This is a genomic window from Nitrosospira multiformis, from assembly GCF_003050865.1.
GTDB classification, from domain to species: Bacteria; Pseudomonadota; Gammaproteobacteria; order Burkholderiales; family Nitrosomonadaceae; genus Nitrosospira; species Nitrosospira multiformis_E.
Window position 1 is genome coordinate 41289 of the sequence record NZ_QAOK01000021.1, and the last position, 19026, is coordinate 60314.

19 protein-coding genes are annotated in these 19026 nt (G+C 53.7%); 7 read left to right on the plus strand and 12 right to left on the minus strand.

What is annotated here, in order from left to right; translation table 11 throughout:
- Positions 1–27: 27 nt before the first annotated feature.
- Both C8R21_RS11195 and C8R21_RS11200 read right to left on the minus strand, forming a co-directional pair.
- The gene (locus C8R21_RS11195) at positions 28–927 is read right to left on the minus strand and encodes a universal stress protein (protein ID WP_258192368.1); all 900 of its coding nucleotides are present in this window, start codon (positions 925–927) and stop codon (positions 28–30) included.
- A 104-nt stretch (positions 928–1031) separates the two neighbouring features.
- Complete coding sequence (locus C8R21_RS11200; protein WP_107762788.1) at positions 1032–1406, minus strand: YidH family protein; 375 nt, start codon at positions 1404–1406, stop codon at positions 1032–1034.
- Positions 1407–1693: 287 nt separating this feature from the next.
- Here C8R21_RS11200 and pdxJ point away from each other — a divergent pair, with 287 nt between their 5' ends.
- The 4 genes from pdxJ to C8R21_RS11220 all read left to right on the plus strand — a co-directional run bounded on the left by pdxJ (position 1694) and on the right by C8R21_RS11220 (position 4536).
- The gene (gene pdxJ, locus C8R21_RS11205; protein ID WP_107762775.1) at positions 1694–2419 is read left to right on the plus strand and encodes a pyridoxine 5'-phosphate synthase; all 726 of its coding nucleotides are present in this window, start codon (positions 1694–1696) and stop codon (positions 2417–2419) included.
- Entirely contained in the window at positions 2416–2793 is a 378-nt protein-coding gene (acpS, locus tag C8R21_RS11210) for a holo-ACP synthase (protein WP_107762776.1), read from the plus strand. The genes pdxJ and acpS overlap by 4 nt, the downstream gene beginning before the upstream one ends.
- Positions 2794–3843 (plus strand): beta-N-acetylhexosaminidase, encoded by a 1050-nt coding sequence (gene nagZ / locus C8R21_RS11215; RefSeq protein ID WP_107762777.1) that lies wholly within the window; start codon positions 2794–2796, stop codon positions 3841–3843.
- 258 nt (positions 3844–4101) lie between these two features.
- On the plus strand, positions 4102–4536 hold the full coding sequence (locus tag C8R21_RS11220) for an Hsp20/alpha crystallin family protein (protein WP_107762789.1): 435 nt from the start codon (positions 4102–4104) through the stop codon (positions 4534–4536).
- 195 nt (positions 4537–4731) lie between these two features.
- On the opposite strand, the gene C8R21_RS11225 is transcribed toward C8R21_RS11220, so the two are convergent.
- Positions 4732–6198, minus strand: coding sequence for a DUF4139 domain-containing protein (locus C8R21_RS11225; RefSeq protein WP_258192369.1), 1467 nt, complete (start codon positions 6196–6198; stop codon positions 4732–4734).
- Positions 6199–6327: 129 nt separating this feature from the next.
- Complete coding sequence (locus C8R21_RS11230) at positions 6328–8931, minus strand: glycosyltransferase family 39 protein (protein ID WP_107762790.1); 2604 nt, start codon at positions 8929–8931, stop codon at positions 6328–6330.
- Positions 8932–9429: 498 nt separating this feature from the next.
- On the opposite strand from C8R21_RS11230, the gene C8R21_RS11235 reads away from it, so the two are divergent.
- From C8R21_RS11235 to C8R21_RS11245, 3 genes are all read left to right on the plus strand, one after another.
- The gene (locus tag C8R21_RS11235; protein WP_074974894.1) at positions 9430–9879 is read left to right on the plus strand and encodes an exosortase system-associated protein, TIGR04073 family; all 450 of its coding nucleotides are present in this window, start codon (positions 9430–9432) and stop codon (positions 9877–9879) included.
- Positions 9880–10160: 281 nt separating this feature from the next.
- Positions 10161–11156 (plus strand): phosphotransferase, encoded by a 996-nt coding sequence (locus tag C8R21_RS11240; RefSeq protein ID WP_258192370.1) that lies wholly within the window; start codon positions 10161–10163, stop codon positions 11154–11156.
- A 248-nt stretch (positions 11157–11404) separates the two neighbouring features.
- On the plus strand, positions 11405–12211 hold the full coding sequence (locus tag C8R21_RS11245; RefSeq protein ID WP_146162477.1) for a hypothetical protein: 807 nt from the start codon (positions 11405–11407) through the stop codon (positions 12209–12211).
- 73 nt (positions 12212–12284) lie between these two features.
- Here the strand turns inward: C8R21_RS11245 and C8R21_RS11250 are convergent, their stop codons facing one another.
- The 8 genes from C8R21_RS11250 to C8R21_RS11285 form a co-directional block, all read right to left on the minus strand.
- Positions 12285–12782 carry a hypothetical protein gene (locus tag C8R21_RS11250; protein WP_107762791.1) on the minus strand — a complete coding sequence of 166 codons (498 nt, stop codon included), beginning with the start codon at positions 12780–12782 and terminating at the stop codon, positions 12285–12287.
- Positions 12783–12829: 47 nt separating this feature from the next.
- The gene (locus C8R21_RS11255; protein WP_107762780.1) at positions 12830–13453 is read right to left on the minus strand and encodes a DsbA family protein; all 624 of its coding nucleotides are present in this window, start codon (positions 13451–13453) and stop codon (positions 12830–12832) included.
- Between the two features lie 137 nt (positions 13454–13590).
- The gene (gene typA / locus C8R21_RS11260; protein WP_107762781.1) at positions 13591–15402 is read right to left on the minus strand and encodes a translational GTPase TypA; all 1812 of its coding nucleotides are present in this window, start codon (positions 15400–15402) and stop codon (positions 13591–13593) included.
- A gap of 307 nt (positions 15403–15709) precedes the next feature.
- On the minus strand, positions 15710–16009 hold the full coding sequence (locus tag C8R21_RS11265; RefSeq protein WP_107762782.1) for a ComEA family DNA-binding protein: 300 nt from the start codon (positions 16007–16009) through the stop codon (positions 15710–15712).
- A 136-nt stretch (positions 16010–16145) separates the two neighbouring features.
- Entirely contained in the window at positions 16146–17033 is an 888-nt protein-coding gene (locus tag C8R21_RS11270; RefSeq protein WP_107762783.1) for a hypothetical protein, read from the minus strand.
- A 556-nt stretch (positions 17034–17589) separates the two neighbouring features.
- Entirely contained in the window at positions 17590–18372 is a 783-nt protein-coding gene (locus C8R21_RS11275) for a cyclic nucleotide-binding domain-containing protein (protein ID WP_107762784.1), read from the minus strand.
- 30 nt (positions 18373–18402) lie between these two features.
- Positions 18403–18873, minus strand: coding sequence for an RrF2 family transcriptional regulator (locus C8R21_RS11280; protein WP_107762785.1), 471 nt, complete (start codon positions 18871–18873; stop codon positions 18403–18405).
- Positions 18874–18930: 57 nt separating this feature from the next.
- On the minus strand, positions 18931–19026 hold a 96-nt coding region (locus C8R21_RS11285), incomplete at its 5' end, for a cytochrome c oxidase subunit 3 (protein ID WP_176980930.1).

The following is a 19026-nucleotide window of genomic DNA, read 5'->3' on the forward strand; positions in this document are numbered from 1 at the left end:
CAGAAATGGCGGCAACCGGTTCAGGAGCTAACCTGCGTCAGCGTCGGCCCGCTCCACCACCAGCACATCGCAAGCCGCTTCCTGAATTACACGTCTGGCAACGCTGCCAAGCAGCATGCTCTCCCATCCCGATTTGCCGTGTTTCCCGACGACAATCAGATCGGCACCGATCTCTTCTGCTTTTTTTATCACTGTATCGACTGCTGGACCCAATTCGATAACTGCCGCGAGCGAACGACCCGAAGCCTCGAAATCCGAGAGAAGTTTTTGCATCTCCACATTTATGCGGGTTTTCACTTCGGCACGAAATGCCTGTATTCTCTCGTCGTTGAAATCCAGTCTGCCTTCGAACGGCACTTCAAATGCATGCAGGACAATGATACTTGCATGAGGAGCGATGGTCAGGGCCATTTCTACTGCCCGGTGCGAGGATTCTGAAAAATCGACGGGGACCAGCACACGCCGATAGCTTGCCTCAGGTTCCTGTTTGACGATCAGCAACGGACAAGAGAGCGTTCGCAGAACCTTATCCGCAGTCGAGCCGATGACGAATTCCCGAACCGCGCCCCCGCCGAAAGCGCCCAACACGACCAACCCTGCCTTGAGGAGGCTGGCATAATGTGCGATCTCTGTATCCGCCCGTCCAACATTTACCGTCGTTGTCGTAACCTTTATCCCATAACTGGCGGTGAGCCTGCGCTTGATCTCCGCCATTTGCTCGCGAGACCCCTGCATCAACCGCTGCTCGGTATCCAGGGGTGGAGTCAGATTACGCAAGGATTCCAGCGCGAGACTATCAAGTACGTGTATCAGATCCAGAGACTCGCTGCTCAATTCCTGCGCCAGAAGCGCCGCGCGAGATTCGGCACGCCTCGCAAAATCGGAAATGTCCGTAGCAATCACTATTCTCGTTATCGGGCACATCATTACTTCCACCTCTCACTTGAAGGATCAATCAACTTAAAACTCCGCATCGCGGGCATCGCGAGTCCTGCCCTCCCCTTTCTAACATGATCGACTCCCTATATGTTTCAGGTAAACAGGAGGTATACCGCCAGCAGAAATCCTATGGTAGCAACCGATAATGACAGGAACGATGAGAGCCAGGGCAGGGACAACCTGGGCAGATCCTCAAGCGGCAATGAGCTTACATAATGCCTGTGATTGAGCAAGGCGCCGAGAATGGTCACGGTGCCTGAGAGCACAAGAATAATGCCGAACACACCGGAGATTCCATGAGCGCTGGCAGCCCCTCCATTTTTGGAAATTTCCCCGGAAGCCACAAGAAGATTCAGAAACAGACCGAAGCGGGCGACGACGAAACCCAGCGCGATGATCGTCAGCCCCGTGCGCACCCATGCAAGAAGCGTCCGCTCCGCGGCGAAGAAAACGCGCGGGTCTGACATTTTCTCCGGATCACTCTTTCCCTCTCGCAGGTTTTCAGATGCGGGATTTATAGCGCCCTCTTCAATCAAATACGGAGCAGCCAGGAGTAACGATCCAAAGAGTAACGTTCCCAGAGCAATCAACCTGGCGATCCACTTTTATGTACATACTGTCTTCGCCGCACACACTATTATAATATAGTCATTTTTTGCCCGGCCCCTCTTGCCTCTTCCAGATGTGCGGGAGAGCAAATATCATTCGGGCAATCATTGAAAAAAAGCCGAATCAGGAAAACTTCCATACTATTATGATCAAACTCGGCGTTAACATCGATCACGTCGCTACCTTGCGTCAGGCGCGCCGCACAACTTATCCCGATCCAATAGAGGCGGCACTCATTGCTGAATCGGCCGGCGCAGATGCTATCACCTTGCATTTGCGCGAAGACCGGCGCCACATACAGGACAGAGACGTGGAAATCCTGCGCGGCGCGCTCAAGACCCGCATGAATCTGGAGAGCGCGGTGACAAATGAAATGATCGAATTTGCGCTGCGCATCAAACCCCATGATATCTGCCTTGTGCCGGAACGGCGCGAAGAATTGACGACCGAAGGCGGACTCGATGTGGTACGGCATTTCGAGCAAGTGCAACGCGCCTGCCGCAGGCTGGCTGAAGCCGGCATCCGGGTTTCGTTATTCATCGATGCCGAGCCGGCGCAGATCGATGCGTCCGTTGAGGCCGGCGCGCCAGTCATCGAAATTCACACTGGACATTACGCCGATGCGCAGGCGGCGGACGAACAGCAAGGTGAACTGGAGCGAGTGCGATCAGCAGTAAACAGGGGAGTCGGACAAGGACTCAGGGTTAACGCCGGGCACGGCCTGCATTACCAGAATGTCCAGGCAATCGCGGCAATCCCGGGCGTGTTGGAGCTCAACATCGGGCACGCGATCGTGGCTCGGGCATTGTTCGTGGGCTTCGAGCAGGCAGTCCGGGAAATGAAAAGCCTGATGCTGGAAGCATGTAAATGATTTATGGAATCGGAACCGATCTGGTTGAAACCTCGCGTATTGCGCGCCTGCTGGAAAAATACGGAGAGCGTTTCGCCCGGCGCCTGCTGACAGAAGAGGAATGGCCGGAATATGCAAAAACCATGCAGCCGGCCATGTTCCTGGCGAAGCGTTTTGCCGCCAAGGAAGCGCTTGCCAAAGCCTTTGGCACGGGTATCCGCCATCCGGTCAGCCTGAGCCATATCGGAGTAACCCATGATCCTTTGGGAAAACCCTATTTCAAGTTCCACCCTGAATTGCACACTCTGGCCCAGAACGAAGGCATTACCCGCCACCATCTCTCAATCAGCGACGAACTGAACCTCGCTTGCGCTTTTGTCATATTGGAAAAATAAATGTCGCTCGGTCCCGTCATGCTCGATATCGAAGGCACGCAGCTCACCGCCAATGATAAAAACAAACTCCGGCATCCGCTGGTCGGGGGGGTGATTCTGTTCACGCGCAATTATTCCTCGCTTGCGCAACTCATGCATCTGACCGCTGAAATCCATGCGCTGCGAACGCCGCCGCTCCTGGTCGCAGTCGATCACGAAGGAGGCAGGGTTCAACGCTTCCGGGAGGATTTCACGCGCCTGCCTCCCATGCGCGAACTGGGCAGGATCTGGGATGAGCATCCTGCCAAGGCGCGGCATCTGGCGCATCAGGCGGGGTATGTACTGGCGGCGGAACTACGGGCTGCGGGCGTGGATTTCAGTTTTACACCCGTTCTGGATATGGATTATGGCCAAAGCAGCGTCATCCGCGACCGTGCTTTTCACCGTGACCCGCACGCCATTGCCGATCTGGCCCATAGCCTGATGGCCGGGTTGAAATCTGCTGGAATGGCAGCGGTGGGCAAACATTTCCCTGGTCATGGATATATCGAAGCCGATTCTCATTTCGAAATGCCGGTGGACGAACGAACGTACGCGCAGATCGAAATGGATGACCTCATTCCATTCCGTAAAATGATCGGTTTCGGCCTCACCGGCATGATGCCTGCCCACGTCATTTATCCAAAGGTGGATGCATTGCCAGCTGGCTTTTCCGAAGTATGGCTCAAAAAAGTTTTACGGGGTGAACTCGGTTTCGAAGGGTGTATCTTCAGCGATGATCTGAATATGGCGGGAGCAGCTTTTGCAGGCAGTCCGCTGGAGCGGGCCCAGAAAGCATTGCATGCGGGATGCGACATGGTGCTGCTGTGCAATAACCCGGAAGCGGCCGAAATGCTGCTCGCGGAGTTACATTGGGACCTGCCCGCCCTCGGGGTGATTCGTCTCGCCCGCATGCGCGGGCGGCCAAACCCGGACTCGCTGGTGAAATTGCACGAAAACCCGAACTTCGTCAGCGCTGTGGAAAAAATTGCCAGTATTGGCGTTCGCAACGGCGAGTTGCCACTGGTGTAGCAAAACCGAACTCGCCTTCCAATCTCCGCTCATCCTGCCCGCGGCGGGTTTTCTCTAATTTTGCGACTCTCATCCTCCCCAGCAGTTGTTGCATCATTCCCTGCCCACTTTTCACTATACGCGACCGGGTTCCGCAGTGGGTGTGACAAAAAAATCGAGAGGATCGGTTGAAAAATAGCCAAACGAACCTATATTGATTAATAAGTGCTGATTCACAGCATCAGCTTGATGTCAGATATTTATTTCAAAGGAGATATTATGGCTATTAGTCGGTATGAACCGTGGAGCTTGCTGCACCAATTACATCGGGAACTGGATCTTGCGCGGGAAAACGTTGCGGGCGACGGTTCCGCCGCGACCGCCGAATGGGCGCCGGCAGTAGATATCAAGGAAGAAGCGGACAAGTTCATTCTTCAGGCTGATCTTCCCGGGGTAAAACCCGAAGATATCAATATCAGCATGGAAGAAAGCGTGCTCACGATCAAGGGCGAAAAGAAAACCGAGGCTACTACCGAGAAGGAAGGCTACAAGCGTGTCGAGCGCACCTACGGCTCTTTCCATCGCCGTTTCAGCCTGCCGGACACTGCCAACGCGGATGCGATATCAGCCAAATCCAACCTGGGAGTTCTGGAAATCGTCATCCCCAAACGCGAACCGGTCCAGCCGAAAAAGATCAACGTGACTGTTCAATAAGAGTACTAAACCCGCTGACAGAGCCCGGTGGAAGCAAAGCTCCACTGGGTTTTCTTTTTTGAATCGGCTGTTTTTTCCACGCCGTCCCCACCCCCTCACTCCTCTCACCCCCAGCCTGTTTCCGATTGCCAAAAGGAAAGAAGAAAGGGATAAGAGCAGAGGATAGGCGCAGAGGATAAGAGTACGGAGACTTCTTCAGAAGTTTTTTACACGAACCCGGTAGTTCAGGGCATTATGACCGCCGGCAGGAACAATCACTTTCCATTCCGCCATATTCGAAGAAACCCTGCTATGGGCTTGCGATTCCGCTGCCATCTGCCAATCTCCTGGTATCGGTTCCCGCACCGTCACGGTGACAGCTTCTTTACGGGCATTGCGCAAAAGAATCTCAAATGCGCTTTCGAACGTGCTCCCCTCCCGCGAGTCCTTCAGTCCTTCTCCCGCCAGCCTCCGGAAGTCCGTCTGTTTTCTTTCCACTGTTACATCGAATGCATTTCCCGGTTTCAGCCGGATAATTTCCCCTGCAGCCGAATGATCCACCTGATCCTCGCCCACAAACTGGATATGGCCGCGTGAATCTTTTTTATACATTCGTACTATTCCGGCAGGCAGGGGAATTCCCAGTCCTTCTCCCTTGTTCCTGAATTCGAGCAATACCACCGGCTTCAGCTTCTGCCCTATGTCGGCAAATTTCCCCGAGTAATAATAATCGGAACCCGTCAGGACCAGTTCCTTTTTCACCGGTATGCGGGTTGCAGACATCAGCCCCACCTGCCTGATCTGGTTCTCCGCCAGCGTTATGGGGCAATCCAGGGTATAGAGGTGATATTCAAGCAGCGACTCCTGTTTCAGGTCGGTCGCCTCCACCATCTTTGCCATGGCCATGGCATGACGCGGCACAGCCGCGCTTTGGCGCCCCTGATTGACATCCCCTGCAACCAGTTGCAAGGCAGCGTTGGGATAGCCTGTTCCACTTTGATTGGTCACGGTCGCCCAGCCCTGAATATCCGCATGGTCCTCGCGCTCATTCAATTCCACTGCATAATCCGCTCGCCAGGATAACCCCGTTGTCAAATAGGAAAGTTCCAGGTCCTGCTCGCCAGCAACCGGGTTGACGAAGGAAATAGCCAGATGGGGCTTGTCCTGTAATCTCTCAGGAACAGCGGGGAAAGCCAATCGACCCAGATGAGGATTGCCGACTTCAACACGATCCGCATACTTGAACACCCCGCCGTCATTTGCGGAAAGCACCACTGCGGTTTCCTGCCTTTCCTCCCCTGTCGCGGGATTCGCGCGAATGACCGTTATTTCCCTGCCAATGTATCGCTCCAGCAGTTTTCCAGGGGTTAATAGATCGAGATCGAAACTCAGTTCCTGTACGCGAAATCCACGGGAATGAGCCGGATTAAGCAATCGTGCCGTTTCCGGACGTATCTGCCTTGCAACATCGAGCCAGATGAGTTGATTGAAATCGCGCGCAAGACTAACGCGACGCGTATCTTTTATCAAACCCAGGTTATTGCCATAAATCGTGATGGCAACCTCTTTCTGCTGCGAAGTATCAGCAATTCTTTCATCTTTCCCGACAGACAATCCCGCGATGCTGGACGTGGAGAGCAGGATGAAGATCAACCCGCGCCCAAGCGATATCATATGATCCATCAACATTTTCCGCATTATGATTTTCGCATAAGTTGTCATGATAGAAAGTGGAGAAAGTAGGCACTCCTACATAGTCTGTTGGCCAGGACCTGTTAAGGCGCAACGCCAGGGGAAATGGAAGGCGAGAGGCTAACGTAACTGGGAATCGGCTGCCGGGAGACCGCGATAACCCTGTGCAATCCGGTAATATATCCCGCGCAGCGGCTTCCCTTCCCGCTCGATCTTCAATTCCCTGATCGGGCCAGGCTGCACCAGCAATGGAGTAATGTTATCGTTGCCATCGATGTCATGCTCGAGCTGATGCGTTTTCATTCCCAACAGAATAATGGGACGATCCGTCGGGGGTACCGAGGGGTACCAGAAATCATACATGGCCGCGCTCTGCAAGAACATGTTGCGTCCACGAATATCCAGCGGTTCGCTTTTATCGTTATAAAACGATAGGGAACTCGCGACTGACCATTTGCTCATCCCCACTATAAGTGGTTTTTTTCCCGTCTGCTGCTCCACTTCTGCCGCAAGTCGTTCGACTTCACGCGTGGTTTCGCGCCAGAAGTAGTGTTCGCTGAAACCCACGTAGGGAATGCCGGGAATGCCCAGCACAACGTAATGGAGTGCCAAGGCATAGAGAAACATACAGACTGCTATGGTTGGTTTCCACGCTGCCCGCAAACGGCTTGCTGCCTTGCTCCAGTTATCTGTCTGGCCCAACATCCACCCCATTGCCGGCAGAATCGCCAGCCAGATGGGCGCAGTCCAGTGGAATTTCGGCCAGCCGAACAGGCTGAGCCAGAAAAATACTGCGAGTGGCGCAATCGTGAACACCTGCATGAACAGGCGGCGTCTGCGCATCAGGGGGTCGATAGTTCGCTCATGCCGCGCAGCCAACGCCATGAATGCTGCCACGAAACCAACCGGTGTCAGGACAAGCAGCATATGAAAGAAAAGCAGGTGCAACGAAAACTTGTTGCCTATTCCCGTCGCGCGCTGGGACTGGTACAAAATGGATGCCCAGTCGTTCTCCATATTCCAGGCAATAACGGGTGAGAACAGCAATAGCGCAAGTGCTGCCGCAAGATAGGGTTCCGGCCGGCGCAACCAGCGGCGCAAACCAGGGTCGATCACTACAAACAGCAGTGCTGCAAGGCCCAGTAGCCCCAGCGTGTATTTGGACAAAATACCCAATCCGAAGGCAATACCCATCCCCAGCCAGGCCCACCGCTGGTCCGCTATCAATGCCCGCTCCATGTAGTACAGGGTAGCGGCCCACGCAGCCATTAATGGAGCATCCGGCGTCATGAGCGTTGCGGTAACAAAACCAAAGGGCAGCACGGCCAACAGAAGGACAGACCGGATACCGGTCGATTTGTCGTAGAGATTGCACGAGAGGGCGTATAGATAACCCATTGTAATAAAGCTGCAGATGAAGGCGCCTATCCGTACACCGAATTCATTGTCACCGAAAATCGAGGTCCCGAGCCATATCAGCCAGGCCACCATGGGCGGATGATCGAAAAAGCTCAGGTCCATGTGCTGCGCGTAATTCCAGTAGTACGCCTCATCGGGAATCAGTTGCGCTACGCCGATATAGATCAGGCGCAGCAGTACCGCAAACGCGATGATTCCGAACGAGGCTACGCGCCAACGGACATCGAGGGAGGGCGGGTTCTGTTTTACCGGAAATACATAGAAAGCGGATCCAATATAATTAATGCCAGCCGTGGCCGCAATAGCGGGAAAAATCGCCAGCAGTGGCGGCATATGCCAGCCATGGACCAGGAAAGCCAGCACACCTCCACGAGCCAACAATGCGAACAGTCCCACCGTCAGAAAGCGCCCGAATTGCCGCCATCGCAAATATCCTTCGTGGTGACTAAGAAAAGACCATTTGGAATTAAGCAAATAATTTACCGAGGCGGCGACAAAAAAACTGAGGATATGTGCCAGCGCAAGCCCTGCCCCGCCGCTCATAAGCCACTGAAACAGCACTGCATCGACGAAAACACCAAGCAATCCTACTGCCGCAAAGCGGCTGGCTGTGCCCATCGAAACGGTACCGCCAGCCAAGGTCATCAGGCGCTGCAAATATGTCCACTGATGTGAAAGCGACAGCTTCGACGCACCATGCGTCCGATCGCGAAAGCAGATCGGCACTTCCACCACCCGAAGTTTGCCCTGCCCTGCCATGAGCAGCTCGAGCAATATCTTGTATCCGCGCGCACGTTCCGCAATGATTCCTGACAGTTCATGCCGGAATGCGAAAAATCCGGAGGTTGCATCATTGATGTCACAAAGGGGGCGGGCAAGCCAGCCGCCGAGGCGGGACAACCACTGCCGGTGCAGCGGCCACCCCTCTGTACTGCCGCCAGGCACGTAACGACTCCCCACTGCGACGTCATGGCTCCCATCCAATATGGGGGCAACCAGGGCTGGCAACCGCTCAGGCGGATGGCTCAGGTCCGCATCCATCACAACAATAACATCCCCTCGCGCCGACGCCGCACCCGCCAGAATTGAACGCGTGAGATCAGGTTTTTCCCGTCGTTCGATCAATCTTACGTTGCCGCGCTTTTCCCATCTGCGGACCTTTTCCGGCGTTCCATCACGTGAACCATCGTCCACAAAGATGACTTCAAAACTTCCCTCCGGCAAATCAAGCGCGGATAGCCTGGTCAATAACGGATCGATGTTGTCGGCCTCGTTCAGTGTGGGAACGATTACCGAAAATTGAATGGAGTCCGCGAGGCGGGAGCTTGAAGGACTGGGTGACGTTGAAGGGAAAGAACGCAAAGACAGGAAGCTGGATGCTTCCGTCGATTTAGATAAAGAACTCACGTAGCTGCTTTTCTTGTACGAGGACGTGCCACAGTTTCTGCTTGCAATCGATTAATGATAGTTTCACAACATGCGAAACATGCGGAAGCGTAGCACAATTCACGCAAGAACGCCTGAATGCTGAATGATTAAGATGACCGGGAAGCACAAATACCGATAAGAATCACATTTGCTGATTCCGCCGCACTTTGAAGGTGCAGTTGCGCCCCGTGAAGCCGATACATTCGCTGTAGAGTCCTGATATCCACAAAAATTCCCGCCTTCAACTAATTTGACTCCGCGGCAGATATGGCGCCGAGCTCACGAATTTTGGCATGCCTTTTCCATATTTCTTAGCGGTATGCTAGTATTAAGTTGGAATTAAATTTTTATTTAATCTATTTAAGGGAGGTATCGATGAAGAATATGTTGAAAACGCTAATGATACTGTCTGCATTATTATTCGTTTCGCCACAAGCAGCGTTTGCACACAGCTATGCGGAAGGTGTGGGCGACAAGCTTGCGCATGGCCTTGCCAACACGGTCACAGGTATAGGCGAAGTGCCGAAGAACATCATGATAGGAACCAACGAGAAGGGACTTGGCTACGGACTTACCGCTGGATTGCTTACAGGTATCGTGCACGGTATTGGCCGCACATTGACAGGTGCGGTAGACCTGGTCACATTTGTCATTCCGACCAAGCCCCTTATCTATCCCGACTATATCTGGAAAGACTGGGATAGGGAGACACACTATCATCCTGACTGGAAATTGAGCACGGATGAGCCCAAGGAGAAATCCTATCGCCAGCCAGCCGACAGGTCTTATGAGCAGCAGCAGCCTGCGGATCAACGCTATCAGTAATTCCCGCTGCTGTCGCATTCTATAAAAAAGGGGGCTTCGGCTCCCTTTTTTATAGAAACCAATGTATTTCGGAATAAATGAATGTGCATGCCGCAATTCCTGATCAGCCGCAGCTTCCCTGACACGCCTCAGCAACCTCCCAAAAGAAAATCCCGGTGTACTCACCGATTCAACTTAGTCGGGTTCAGTCCCCCCTCTAGCCTGCAAATGAAGCATAATATTCTCGCTCGCCGGCCCAGCGATTTGAATGTCGGCTGGGCACAACGGGTAGTGAACTGTCATTGTTCCCATGTACGGTATCCAGGGTAGATCTGGTTTCTGTCGATATAGGAACGACGACACGGGTTCGTATCGCGGTTGAACATGATGGTCCGGGAACGATCTCGCACAAGTGGTTTGTAAAATTACCTTCGCTGGCCTGGCGGCCAAGGCTGATTACTGCGTTGCCAGGGTTGCTTCATACTGAAACCCGCTTCTACAATGAAACGGCGCAAGCGGTGCCCATTGCCATACCCGGTTTTCTCGCGGGTGAGAGCAAACCTGGCAAGGGTGCGACGCTGGTTTTGAATGATGTGACTGAATCCGGCGCTACTGCCACCAACCCCGATGATGCACTGACGGCTGATCGCGCCCCACTTGTCATCAAGCAGTTGGCCCGGCTGCATGCTCGCTTCTGGAACAAATTCGATCTCATGCAGAAATATGCCTGGCTGGCAGGTCCCATACGCCAACTCGAAGATCACCTGGGGACTGCGCTTGCCGTTCCGCTGATGAAACGGGGGCTCCGACAGGCGGAAAAACTCATACCCTCCCCGCTTCATGCACTCGCTATAAATTATGCTCGCCAACGCCGGCGCGCCATGCACTTTCTTTCGGGGCGGCCGCAAACACTCGTTCATCATGATTGTCACCCCGGCAACCTGTTCTGGAGCCAATCTCAACCGGGTCTTCTCGACTGGCAACTCGTGCGTTTTGGCGAAGGCATTGGTGATGTCGCTTATTTTCTTGCTACCGCCCTTACGCCCGAGGTGCGGCGAAATCATGAGACAACTCTGCTGGCTATCTATGCCGAAGAGCTCACGAACTGTGGTATTGAAAACATTGACAGCGAGACATTGAGGCAGAGATACCGCGCTCACCTCGTTTATCCGTTCGAAGCAATGGTTGTGTCGCTTGCTGTCGGGGGAATGATAAAACCGGAAACCAACCGCGAACTGATTCGTCGCGTTGCCACCGCCGTGAGCGACCTAGATGCTTTTGCGGCAATCCCGCTATAACCCCATGCAGCTGGAATAAAATTATTGATCCCGGCCAGAAAATACTATGAATCTCGTCATTCCGGGCCTGACCGGAATCCAGCAAACCGGGATTCAGCCCAAACCAATAATGGCGTGCTTTGAAGTTCAGTGGATACCCGCTTTCGCGGGTATGAACTGAAAGAGTTGGTAAATGAAGCTTTAATCCTTTAAACCAGTGACAGCAATCTTTACCAATCTTAGCGATCTATTAGAGCCCTGGTAGAGCCTTGGCTGCTGATTTATTCCGGGTGGTAGATCGCTATAACCGGAACTCTGCATATTGCGATTTCACTTTTACCGCTCCCTTGTCTCTGGAAATTTACGTTACACTGTCCGCACTCAGGGCAGCAGTTCAACCCCTCACCCTCCAGAAAATCATGAATGACGATCTCAACAGCAGGCTCGAAGCAATCGATGCAGATTGCGAAAGAGCAGCGAAAACGGAACTTGATAGACTATTCGAAACAACGTCTTCCTCTGGTGCGACTTCGCGCGGACCATCTCCTCAAGCTGCGGAGGCAATCTGGCTCAGGCTGATCGGGCGAAAGGAGCAGGAGTTCATACAGGAAATAAGGATTGCGAAACAGAAGACCAGCAGGAGTTCTATGGGCGCGACTGGGGAAGCGAAGTCTGTGGAGGAGACAATCAATGACCTACTGGCCGATGAACGATACCTCTCGCGCATGCGCGAGTTTTATGCACAGGTGGCTGGGGAAGCAGTCCCGGAAACTTCGCAAGGGCAAGCAAAGCGCCTGGATCTTATCGATACCACTTATCGAGCGGGAGTCCGAGATGCACTGCGGCGAGCGCGGGAGAGCATTCTCGTTGAACTGAGCTTGAATCGCGCAAGCAAGGAAGATGAGGCCGCTTTTCTCTCGCAGTGGAAGCAATACTCGACCCTGAGTCCCTGGCGAGCAATCTGGACAATCGTCCTGCTAAGCTTGACGTCATATCTTATTGCATTCATCATTGCCAGCGAGGCGTTCAGAGCACTACTGGAACGCTTTGGCTGGTCTACCGGGACGGGGATGTGAAAATAGTCTACGGAATCCTGCATAACCGGATCAACCCCGAGCGATATCGATTCCCTTCCAACTGCGAGCGCCGCTACATTCCATTCAAATCCTGAATTGCGTCGAGAACCATTCCGGTTCCCATCGCAATCAGTAGTATATCGGCCGCAACTCGAACGTAACGATAACCCGGGCCGGGATTCCCTAATTGCTGCAGTAAAACGGGAGGCAAGTCATAAAAAACAACCTCGCGGGGTAACGGATAACCCGTTCTCCATCTCTTCGCCTGTCCCGGAGGCATGCAGCCGTTATATTGTTTTGCCAAGCCGGGGGGACAGTGGCCACGTTGAAAACGTGGTGCATAATAGTTGTGAGCAATGGCGCGCTGGCGGTCATCAAAGTAGTAATGACCATGGCTGGTGCCACCTCTATGGTTTTTCCCGTCCTTGCCTTTGTTCCACTTTTTTCCTTCGTGACCGTGCCGACCAGGATGACCGTCATCTCTCCACTTTTCAGCCGATACAGGCGGGGAGGACAAAAACATCGAGAGCGCAAAAGCCGGAGCCAGGAATGCCAGGACTATTTTTTGCATAATTATTCGGGAAATCACAAATTTTGCGATATGAAAGCTCGCACGGATCAATTCTCGAGCCAACTGTCCAGTCTCGCGCGGAAATCCTCGAATGAACAATAGCCTCTGGTCAATACCGGGTAATCCGTACCCTTCTGCCCAACCACAGCGGGAAACCCGTGCACGCCCCACTGGCGAACCTTTTTAAAATGGCCAAGCGTCAATTCCTTTACGGCTTCAGATTCGAATACCTGAGAGAAAAGCCGCGCATCCAATCCTGCAACAACAGCCAATCGTTCCAGTACCTCTTGCCGGGTCACATCCTGTTGATCGACATAAAACGCAGACTGAATGGTCTTGAGAAATGGGAATACGACATCAGGACTGATGCGGAAAGCAGCGACAACTGCACGGCTTGCAGGCTCCGTATCGTAGATAAAGCCCTCCGGCATTGCGCCTTCGAAGCTGAACGGCTGTCCTGTCGCACGCTGCACGGCATGCCAGTGATGGAGGATTTCCTCACGCTGTTGAGGAGGCATGGGAGTTTTGGTCCCGGCACGCAGTCCGCCCAGCAACAACTCCATCCTTAGGGAATCGCCATACTCCTGCCGGATTCTCTCGATCACCGGCGAAAATCCCCAGCACCAGGAACACATCGGGTCGGCGACATACCAGAGAATCTTTTCGTTCATGAGGGTAACAGGCGAGATCGCTTCGACTGACTGGGTTCAGGGAAGCATATTCTAATCGCTCTGAACCGCCACGCGTACTTTTCCGGCTGAATGCCCTTTGCCCCTTTGACAGAAAGGGGCCGGGGAAAGAAGCCGCCTTACGCCGCGCGAGCCGCTTTCCTGCGTTCGTGCTCCTGCAACAGGCGCTTGCGGATGCGAATGGTTTTAGGCGTAATCTCCACGAGTTCATCATCCGCGATGAATTCGATAGCCGATTCCAGGGTGAGCTGGATGGGCGGCGTCAGAACGACGGCTTCATCAGTTCCGGATGCCCGTATATTCGTGAGCTGCTTGCCTTTGATGGGGTTGACCACCAGATCGTTGTCGCGGCTGTGAATCCCGATCACCATTCCTTCATACAGACGCTCTCCCGGGCTGACAAACATGCGTCCACGTTCCTGCAATTTCCACAGGGCGTACGCCACCGCTTCACCCTGCTCGGCGGATATTAGAACCCCATTGCGACGCGCAGTTATTTCAGGGCGCATGGGGGCGTATTCGTCGAATACATGACTCATGAGGCCCGTGCCCCGCGTCATGGTCAGGAATTCGGATTGAAAGCCGATCAGGCCACGGGCAGGAATGCGATAGTCGAGCCGCACCCTTCCCCGCTCATCGGAAACCATATCCTGCAGATCGCCGCGCCGCGCCCCCAGCGCCTCCATCACCGCACCCTGATGCGCTTCCTCAACATCAACCGTAAGCATCTCAAGGGGCTCACATTTGACGCCGTCGATCTCGCGAACCACGACATGCGGCCGCGACACCGCCAGTTCATAGCCTTCGCGCCGCATATTCTCCAGCAGAATGGTGAGATGCAACTCGCCCCGGCCCGAAACCAGGAAAGAGTCGGTATCCTTGGTTTCCTCCAATCTCATGGCAACATTGGTCAGCAATTCCTTTTCCAGGCGTTCGCGCAGTTGCCGGCTGGTTACAAATTTCCCTTCCTTTCCGGCAAAAGGTGAAGTATTCACCTGAAAATTCATCGTAAGCGTAGGCTCGTCGACTGCAAGCATGGGCAGTGCCTCAGGCTCGTCGATATCGGCAAGCGTCGCGCCGATACTCAACTCTTCGACGCCATTGATAAGGACAATGTCGCCCGCCAACGCCTCGCCAAGCTGGATCCGTTCGATGCCCCGGAATCCCAGAACCTGGTTGACCCTGGCTTTCTTCGGCGGGTTGCTCCCCGCCAGTACCATGACATCCTGGCCTGGTTTGAGCCGCCCACGGCTGATGCGGCCCACGCCAATGCGTCCCACAAAACTGGAATAGTCCAACGCACTGATCTGTAGTTGCAATGGACCATCGACATCCCCCGCCGGTGCTTTCACATGACTCAGGATCGTATCGAAAAGCGGGCGCATGTTGATGCCTGGCTGTTTCAGATCAAGCGTAGCGTAACCGTTGAGCGCCGAGGCATACACAACCGGAAAATCCAGTTGCTCTTCGCTCGCGCCCAGTTTGTCGAACAGATCGAAGGTCTGGTTTACCACCCAATCCGGCCGCGCTCCGGGCCGGTCCACCTTGTTGATGACAACGATCGGACGCAATCCCAGCGAAAGCGCTTTTCTGGTGACAAAGCGCGTCTGCGGCATCGGACCTTCCACCGCATCCACCAGCAGCAGCACTCCATCCACCATGGATAAGACACGCTCCACTTCACCCCCGAAATCGGCATGACCCGGCGTATCCACGATATTGATATGCACACCTTCGTAATCGGCTGCGCAGTTCTTTGCAAGGATGGTGATGCCGCGCTCGCGCTCGATATCATTGGAGTCCATCACGCGTTCGGCGATGTGCTGGTGCGCGGCGAAGGAGCCGGCCTGATGCAGCAGTTTATCCACCAGTGTCGTCTTTCCATGATCGACGTGGGCAATTATGGCGATATTGCGCAGGGAGCGAGACATAAGGGATCGTAGGCTTACAATGGCAAAAGGGGCGGAATTATAACAGGTCGAGGAGTGACATGCATGCTGACATTGGAGTGCACATGAAGTTCCAGGGCATCACTATTCCTGGAAAATTTTCAAGCCTTGCATCCAGGTATAAAAAGCAGGCAGGAGATAAACAAAAACCCGCGCGAGCGGGTCTTTGTCAAGCAGCCACTGTGCCGGCAGTTTATGCCTTTCCGGTACAGCCACGCTCTACTGCCTGCCCCCGCTGGGAGCACCTCCATTATCCATCGCATTATCGCAATCTATTATTGCGGCAACATTACTTACCCGCTGGCTTTGCTCCCACCTTCAGAACGGTCGGTCCGGCGACTGAAACATCCTTGTAGAGCTGCTTCATATCCAGATAACGGGGATTGAGGCCGTCTACCTTTGTCAGGTCCTCCGCCGTCCTGAATTTGCCCGCCTTCGAGCGGTATTCGATAATTGCCCTGGCTTTGGCGGAAGTAATACCGCTCAAGGTCTGGAGTTCTTGCTGGGTAGCGGTATTGATATTGACGGCGGCATGAACACTGCCTGCGAAGATCAGCGGTGCTGAAATAATGATGAGCAGTTTGCGCATGGTTTTCTCCTCTTGGTATGAATGAACTGCGGTTGCACGACATTCGGGTGGATCGTCCGAATTTTTTCAACACCTCCCGATCCAGCGGGAGGCGGGTTTAAACCGGTATTGATATTGGTGGCTTGCAGTGGGCCTCCTAGAAACCCATTCCAATGTAGCCACCTGCGGTCATGCCGTCGATCTTGATCCCGTCGTTTCTGCCACTGGTCAGGTGATAGCGCCCGTCGATACCGACAAAGAGGTTTTTCCAGATCTGATAGTCGGCGCCGACACCGAACATGACGCCGGGGATCAATACCGTGATGGACTCCGAGGGCGGACTTATCACATGGAGGCCGAGACCGGCGGGAATGATCCAGGGCCTGAAGCGGGAACCCTCGAAAAATTTGATCTTGGGTGCCGCCGTCAGGGTGAACTGGCTGACATTCACGCCCGAGCCGGGGGGAGGAAGTGCACTACCGGCTACCTTGCTGCCGAATTCCTTGTATTCGAACATGACTTCCGACAGGACACTGGTGTTTGGCAACAGACCCCAGACATCGTTTGTCAGATTGAAATCCAGCCCCGCGCCGATATACCAGGCATCCCGGTCCGCCTGCCCCCCTGCACCACCAGCTCCACCGCTTTGAATGGATACCCCATTACGAAGATCGTTGCTGCGCGCATAACCGCCGCGAAAAAACACCATATGGGCCTTTTGATCTGAAGTTCTTTCGAACGAGACCCCACTCTCTTCGATTTTCGCAATCTTTTGCGTGTCCACTGCCTGGCGTTTTTCTATCGACGTCGATTTCTGTTCGATCTGCATCAGCCTCTGCGCGTCCCGCGCAGATTCCGCTTTCACCTGCTCCAGCTCGTTCCGGACAGCTCTCAGGCTTGTCTCCAGCTGCCTGAGTTGTTGCTCCAATGCTTGAGTTCTCGCATCTTGGGCAGAAACCGGAGACGCAGCCACGGATATGACAATAGCAAGAGAAGCAGCAGAAACAACGGCAGTCGTTCGTCTCTTGTCAGAAAAATGCTTCATCTAATCTCCTCCATGGTTGTTGTTGAATTTTGCTGGTCCGCTTGCCGGAAACCATATCGCGAAAGCATGATATGTCCTGCCCCCCAAAAAAAAGCTGACAAATGTCATGTTCTGGTTTTTTTTCCGGAATCTCCATGTCATCAATTTTCTTCCCCGCCGCCTTTGGGTGACTGGATCAGGTACTCTTGAAGCTCTGCCGTCGCAAAACCCAATCATGCCGCCACCATCATGACAAAAAGATATCCGGGACCGGAACGAACCGAATGAGGCAGAAAAATGCTCTGCCTCGAAATGGGGCTTACAAATGGAAATCAAAACGGGAATCAAAAACGGAGAGCAGGAGAAGTGCAAGAGCTTTCGGGCGGGGGAGGGGATGACCCCGGAAACAGCCTCACCCAGGCAATCAACCTGGAATCAGCTTAAACAGACGGTGGAATTACCCCGTAGTATTGCCGGCGAATCAGGAACAGCGGAAAGAAGATGATCTCCCCGGAGAAGGGGGACCGGCACGCTCAGCTCTGCGAAACCCCAGCGGCTCTGCGTGGGTGACTTCACTTCAGGAGTAAAGAGATGTGACGTTGGTTTGCCTCAAGGTTTTTTGGTTGGCAATCTGCTCAAGGCGTTTGATATCCTTGAGTTTGACATTACGGTATTCACTGCTGATGAGGCCGTCATCCTGGAACCGGGCAAATATGCGGCAGACTGTCTCCTCCGCGATGCCGAGATAATTACCGATATCGCTGCGGGACATGCACAAGGTGAATTCGGTGGCCGAACAATGCCGCTTTTCAAATTGCCTGGACAAGTTGAGCAGGAAGATGGCAATCCGTTCCTCGGCATTGTGTTTGCCGAGCAGGAGCAGCAATTCCTGACCGTGATGGATTTCGGCACTCATGATTTTGAGAATTTCATACTGAATGGCCGGGTCCTTCTTGGCCAGTTCTTCGAAACGCTCGACGGAAACTTCGCAAACCGAGGTCACTCCCAGCGCCCTCGCTTCGCATTTATGCTCCCGGTTACTGATGGCACTCAACCCCAGCAGTTCCCCGGCTGCATGAAAACCCATCACCTGAACCTGTCCATCCTCGGTGCTCACACAGGTTTTGACCGATCCGCCGCGGATGATATAGATATACTCCAGCGGCTGGCCCATACGGTAAAGCACTTCTCCACGCTTGAACACCTGCTTCTTCTTTACCACCCGCTCAAGCAGGGATGAATAGCCAGTTTTGAGCCAGAGGGAGATACAAAGGTGATACGCCCCGCAATTCTTGCAATCATTGGGTATATCCGCGTGCTCCGTGGAGGAAGGTATCAGCTTGAGTGTGTGTTTTGACATGTGAGAACCTGTAGGCAATAAATTGGATGACTATGCCGGCAGCTCGATGTTGCCGAGAACCGCTCCGGGAAAATCCGTTAACTGATACTTGCCGCTTATCACCATCGCAGCCAGAGTATCCAGCGTCTGGCCTTGCAGAAGTTTCACGATTTCCTGCTTGATCGGCCACCATTTTGCGTGCATGGGACAAGCGGTGGTGTCGCTGCAAACTTTCAGCCCCAGAACGCAATCCTCGGTAAATCCCGGACCCTCGGTGATCCTGACGATCTGCATCAGGTTAATCTTGTCGCTGCTTTCCCGCAAGCAGAACCCTCCCTGCTTTCCGCGAAAAGAATACAAAAGGTTGCCCTTGCATAACTCCTGCAGAATCTTTGCGAGATAAGTAGGCGGCGACCTCAGGCATTCCGCTATTGTGCGATTCAGCACGGCTACCCCGGGAGGCTGGGTTGCCATGTAGATAAGTGCCTGAATGGCATATTGGGTCGTACGCGAAAGAATCATCGAGAACCCGAGAAAATACGGTGAATATTTAGAGAACTCTCTTTTTAAGGATAATTCCTATATCAGCCAGTATACAAATATGAACAGGCCCAGCCAGACGACGTCCACGAAGTGCCAGTACCAGGCGACGCCTTCAAAGCCGAAGTGATTCTC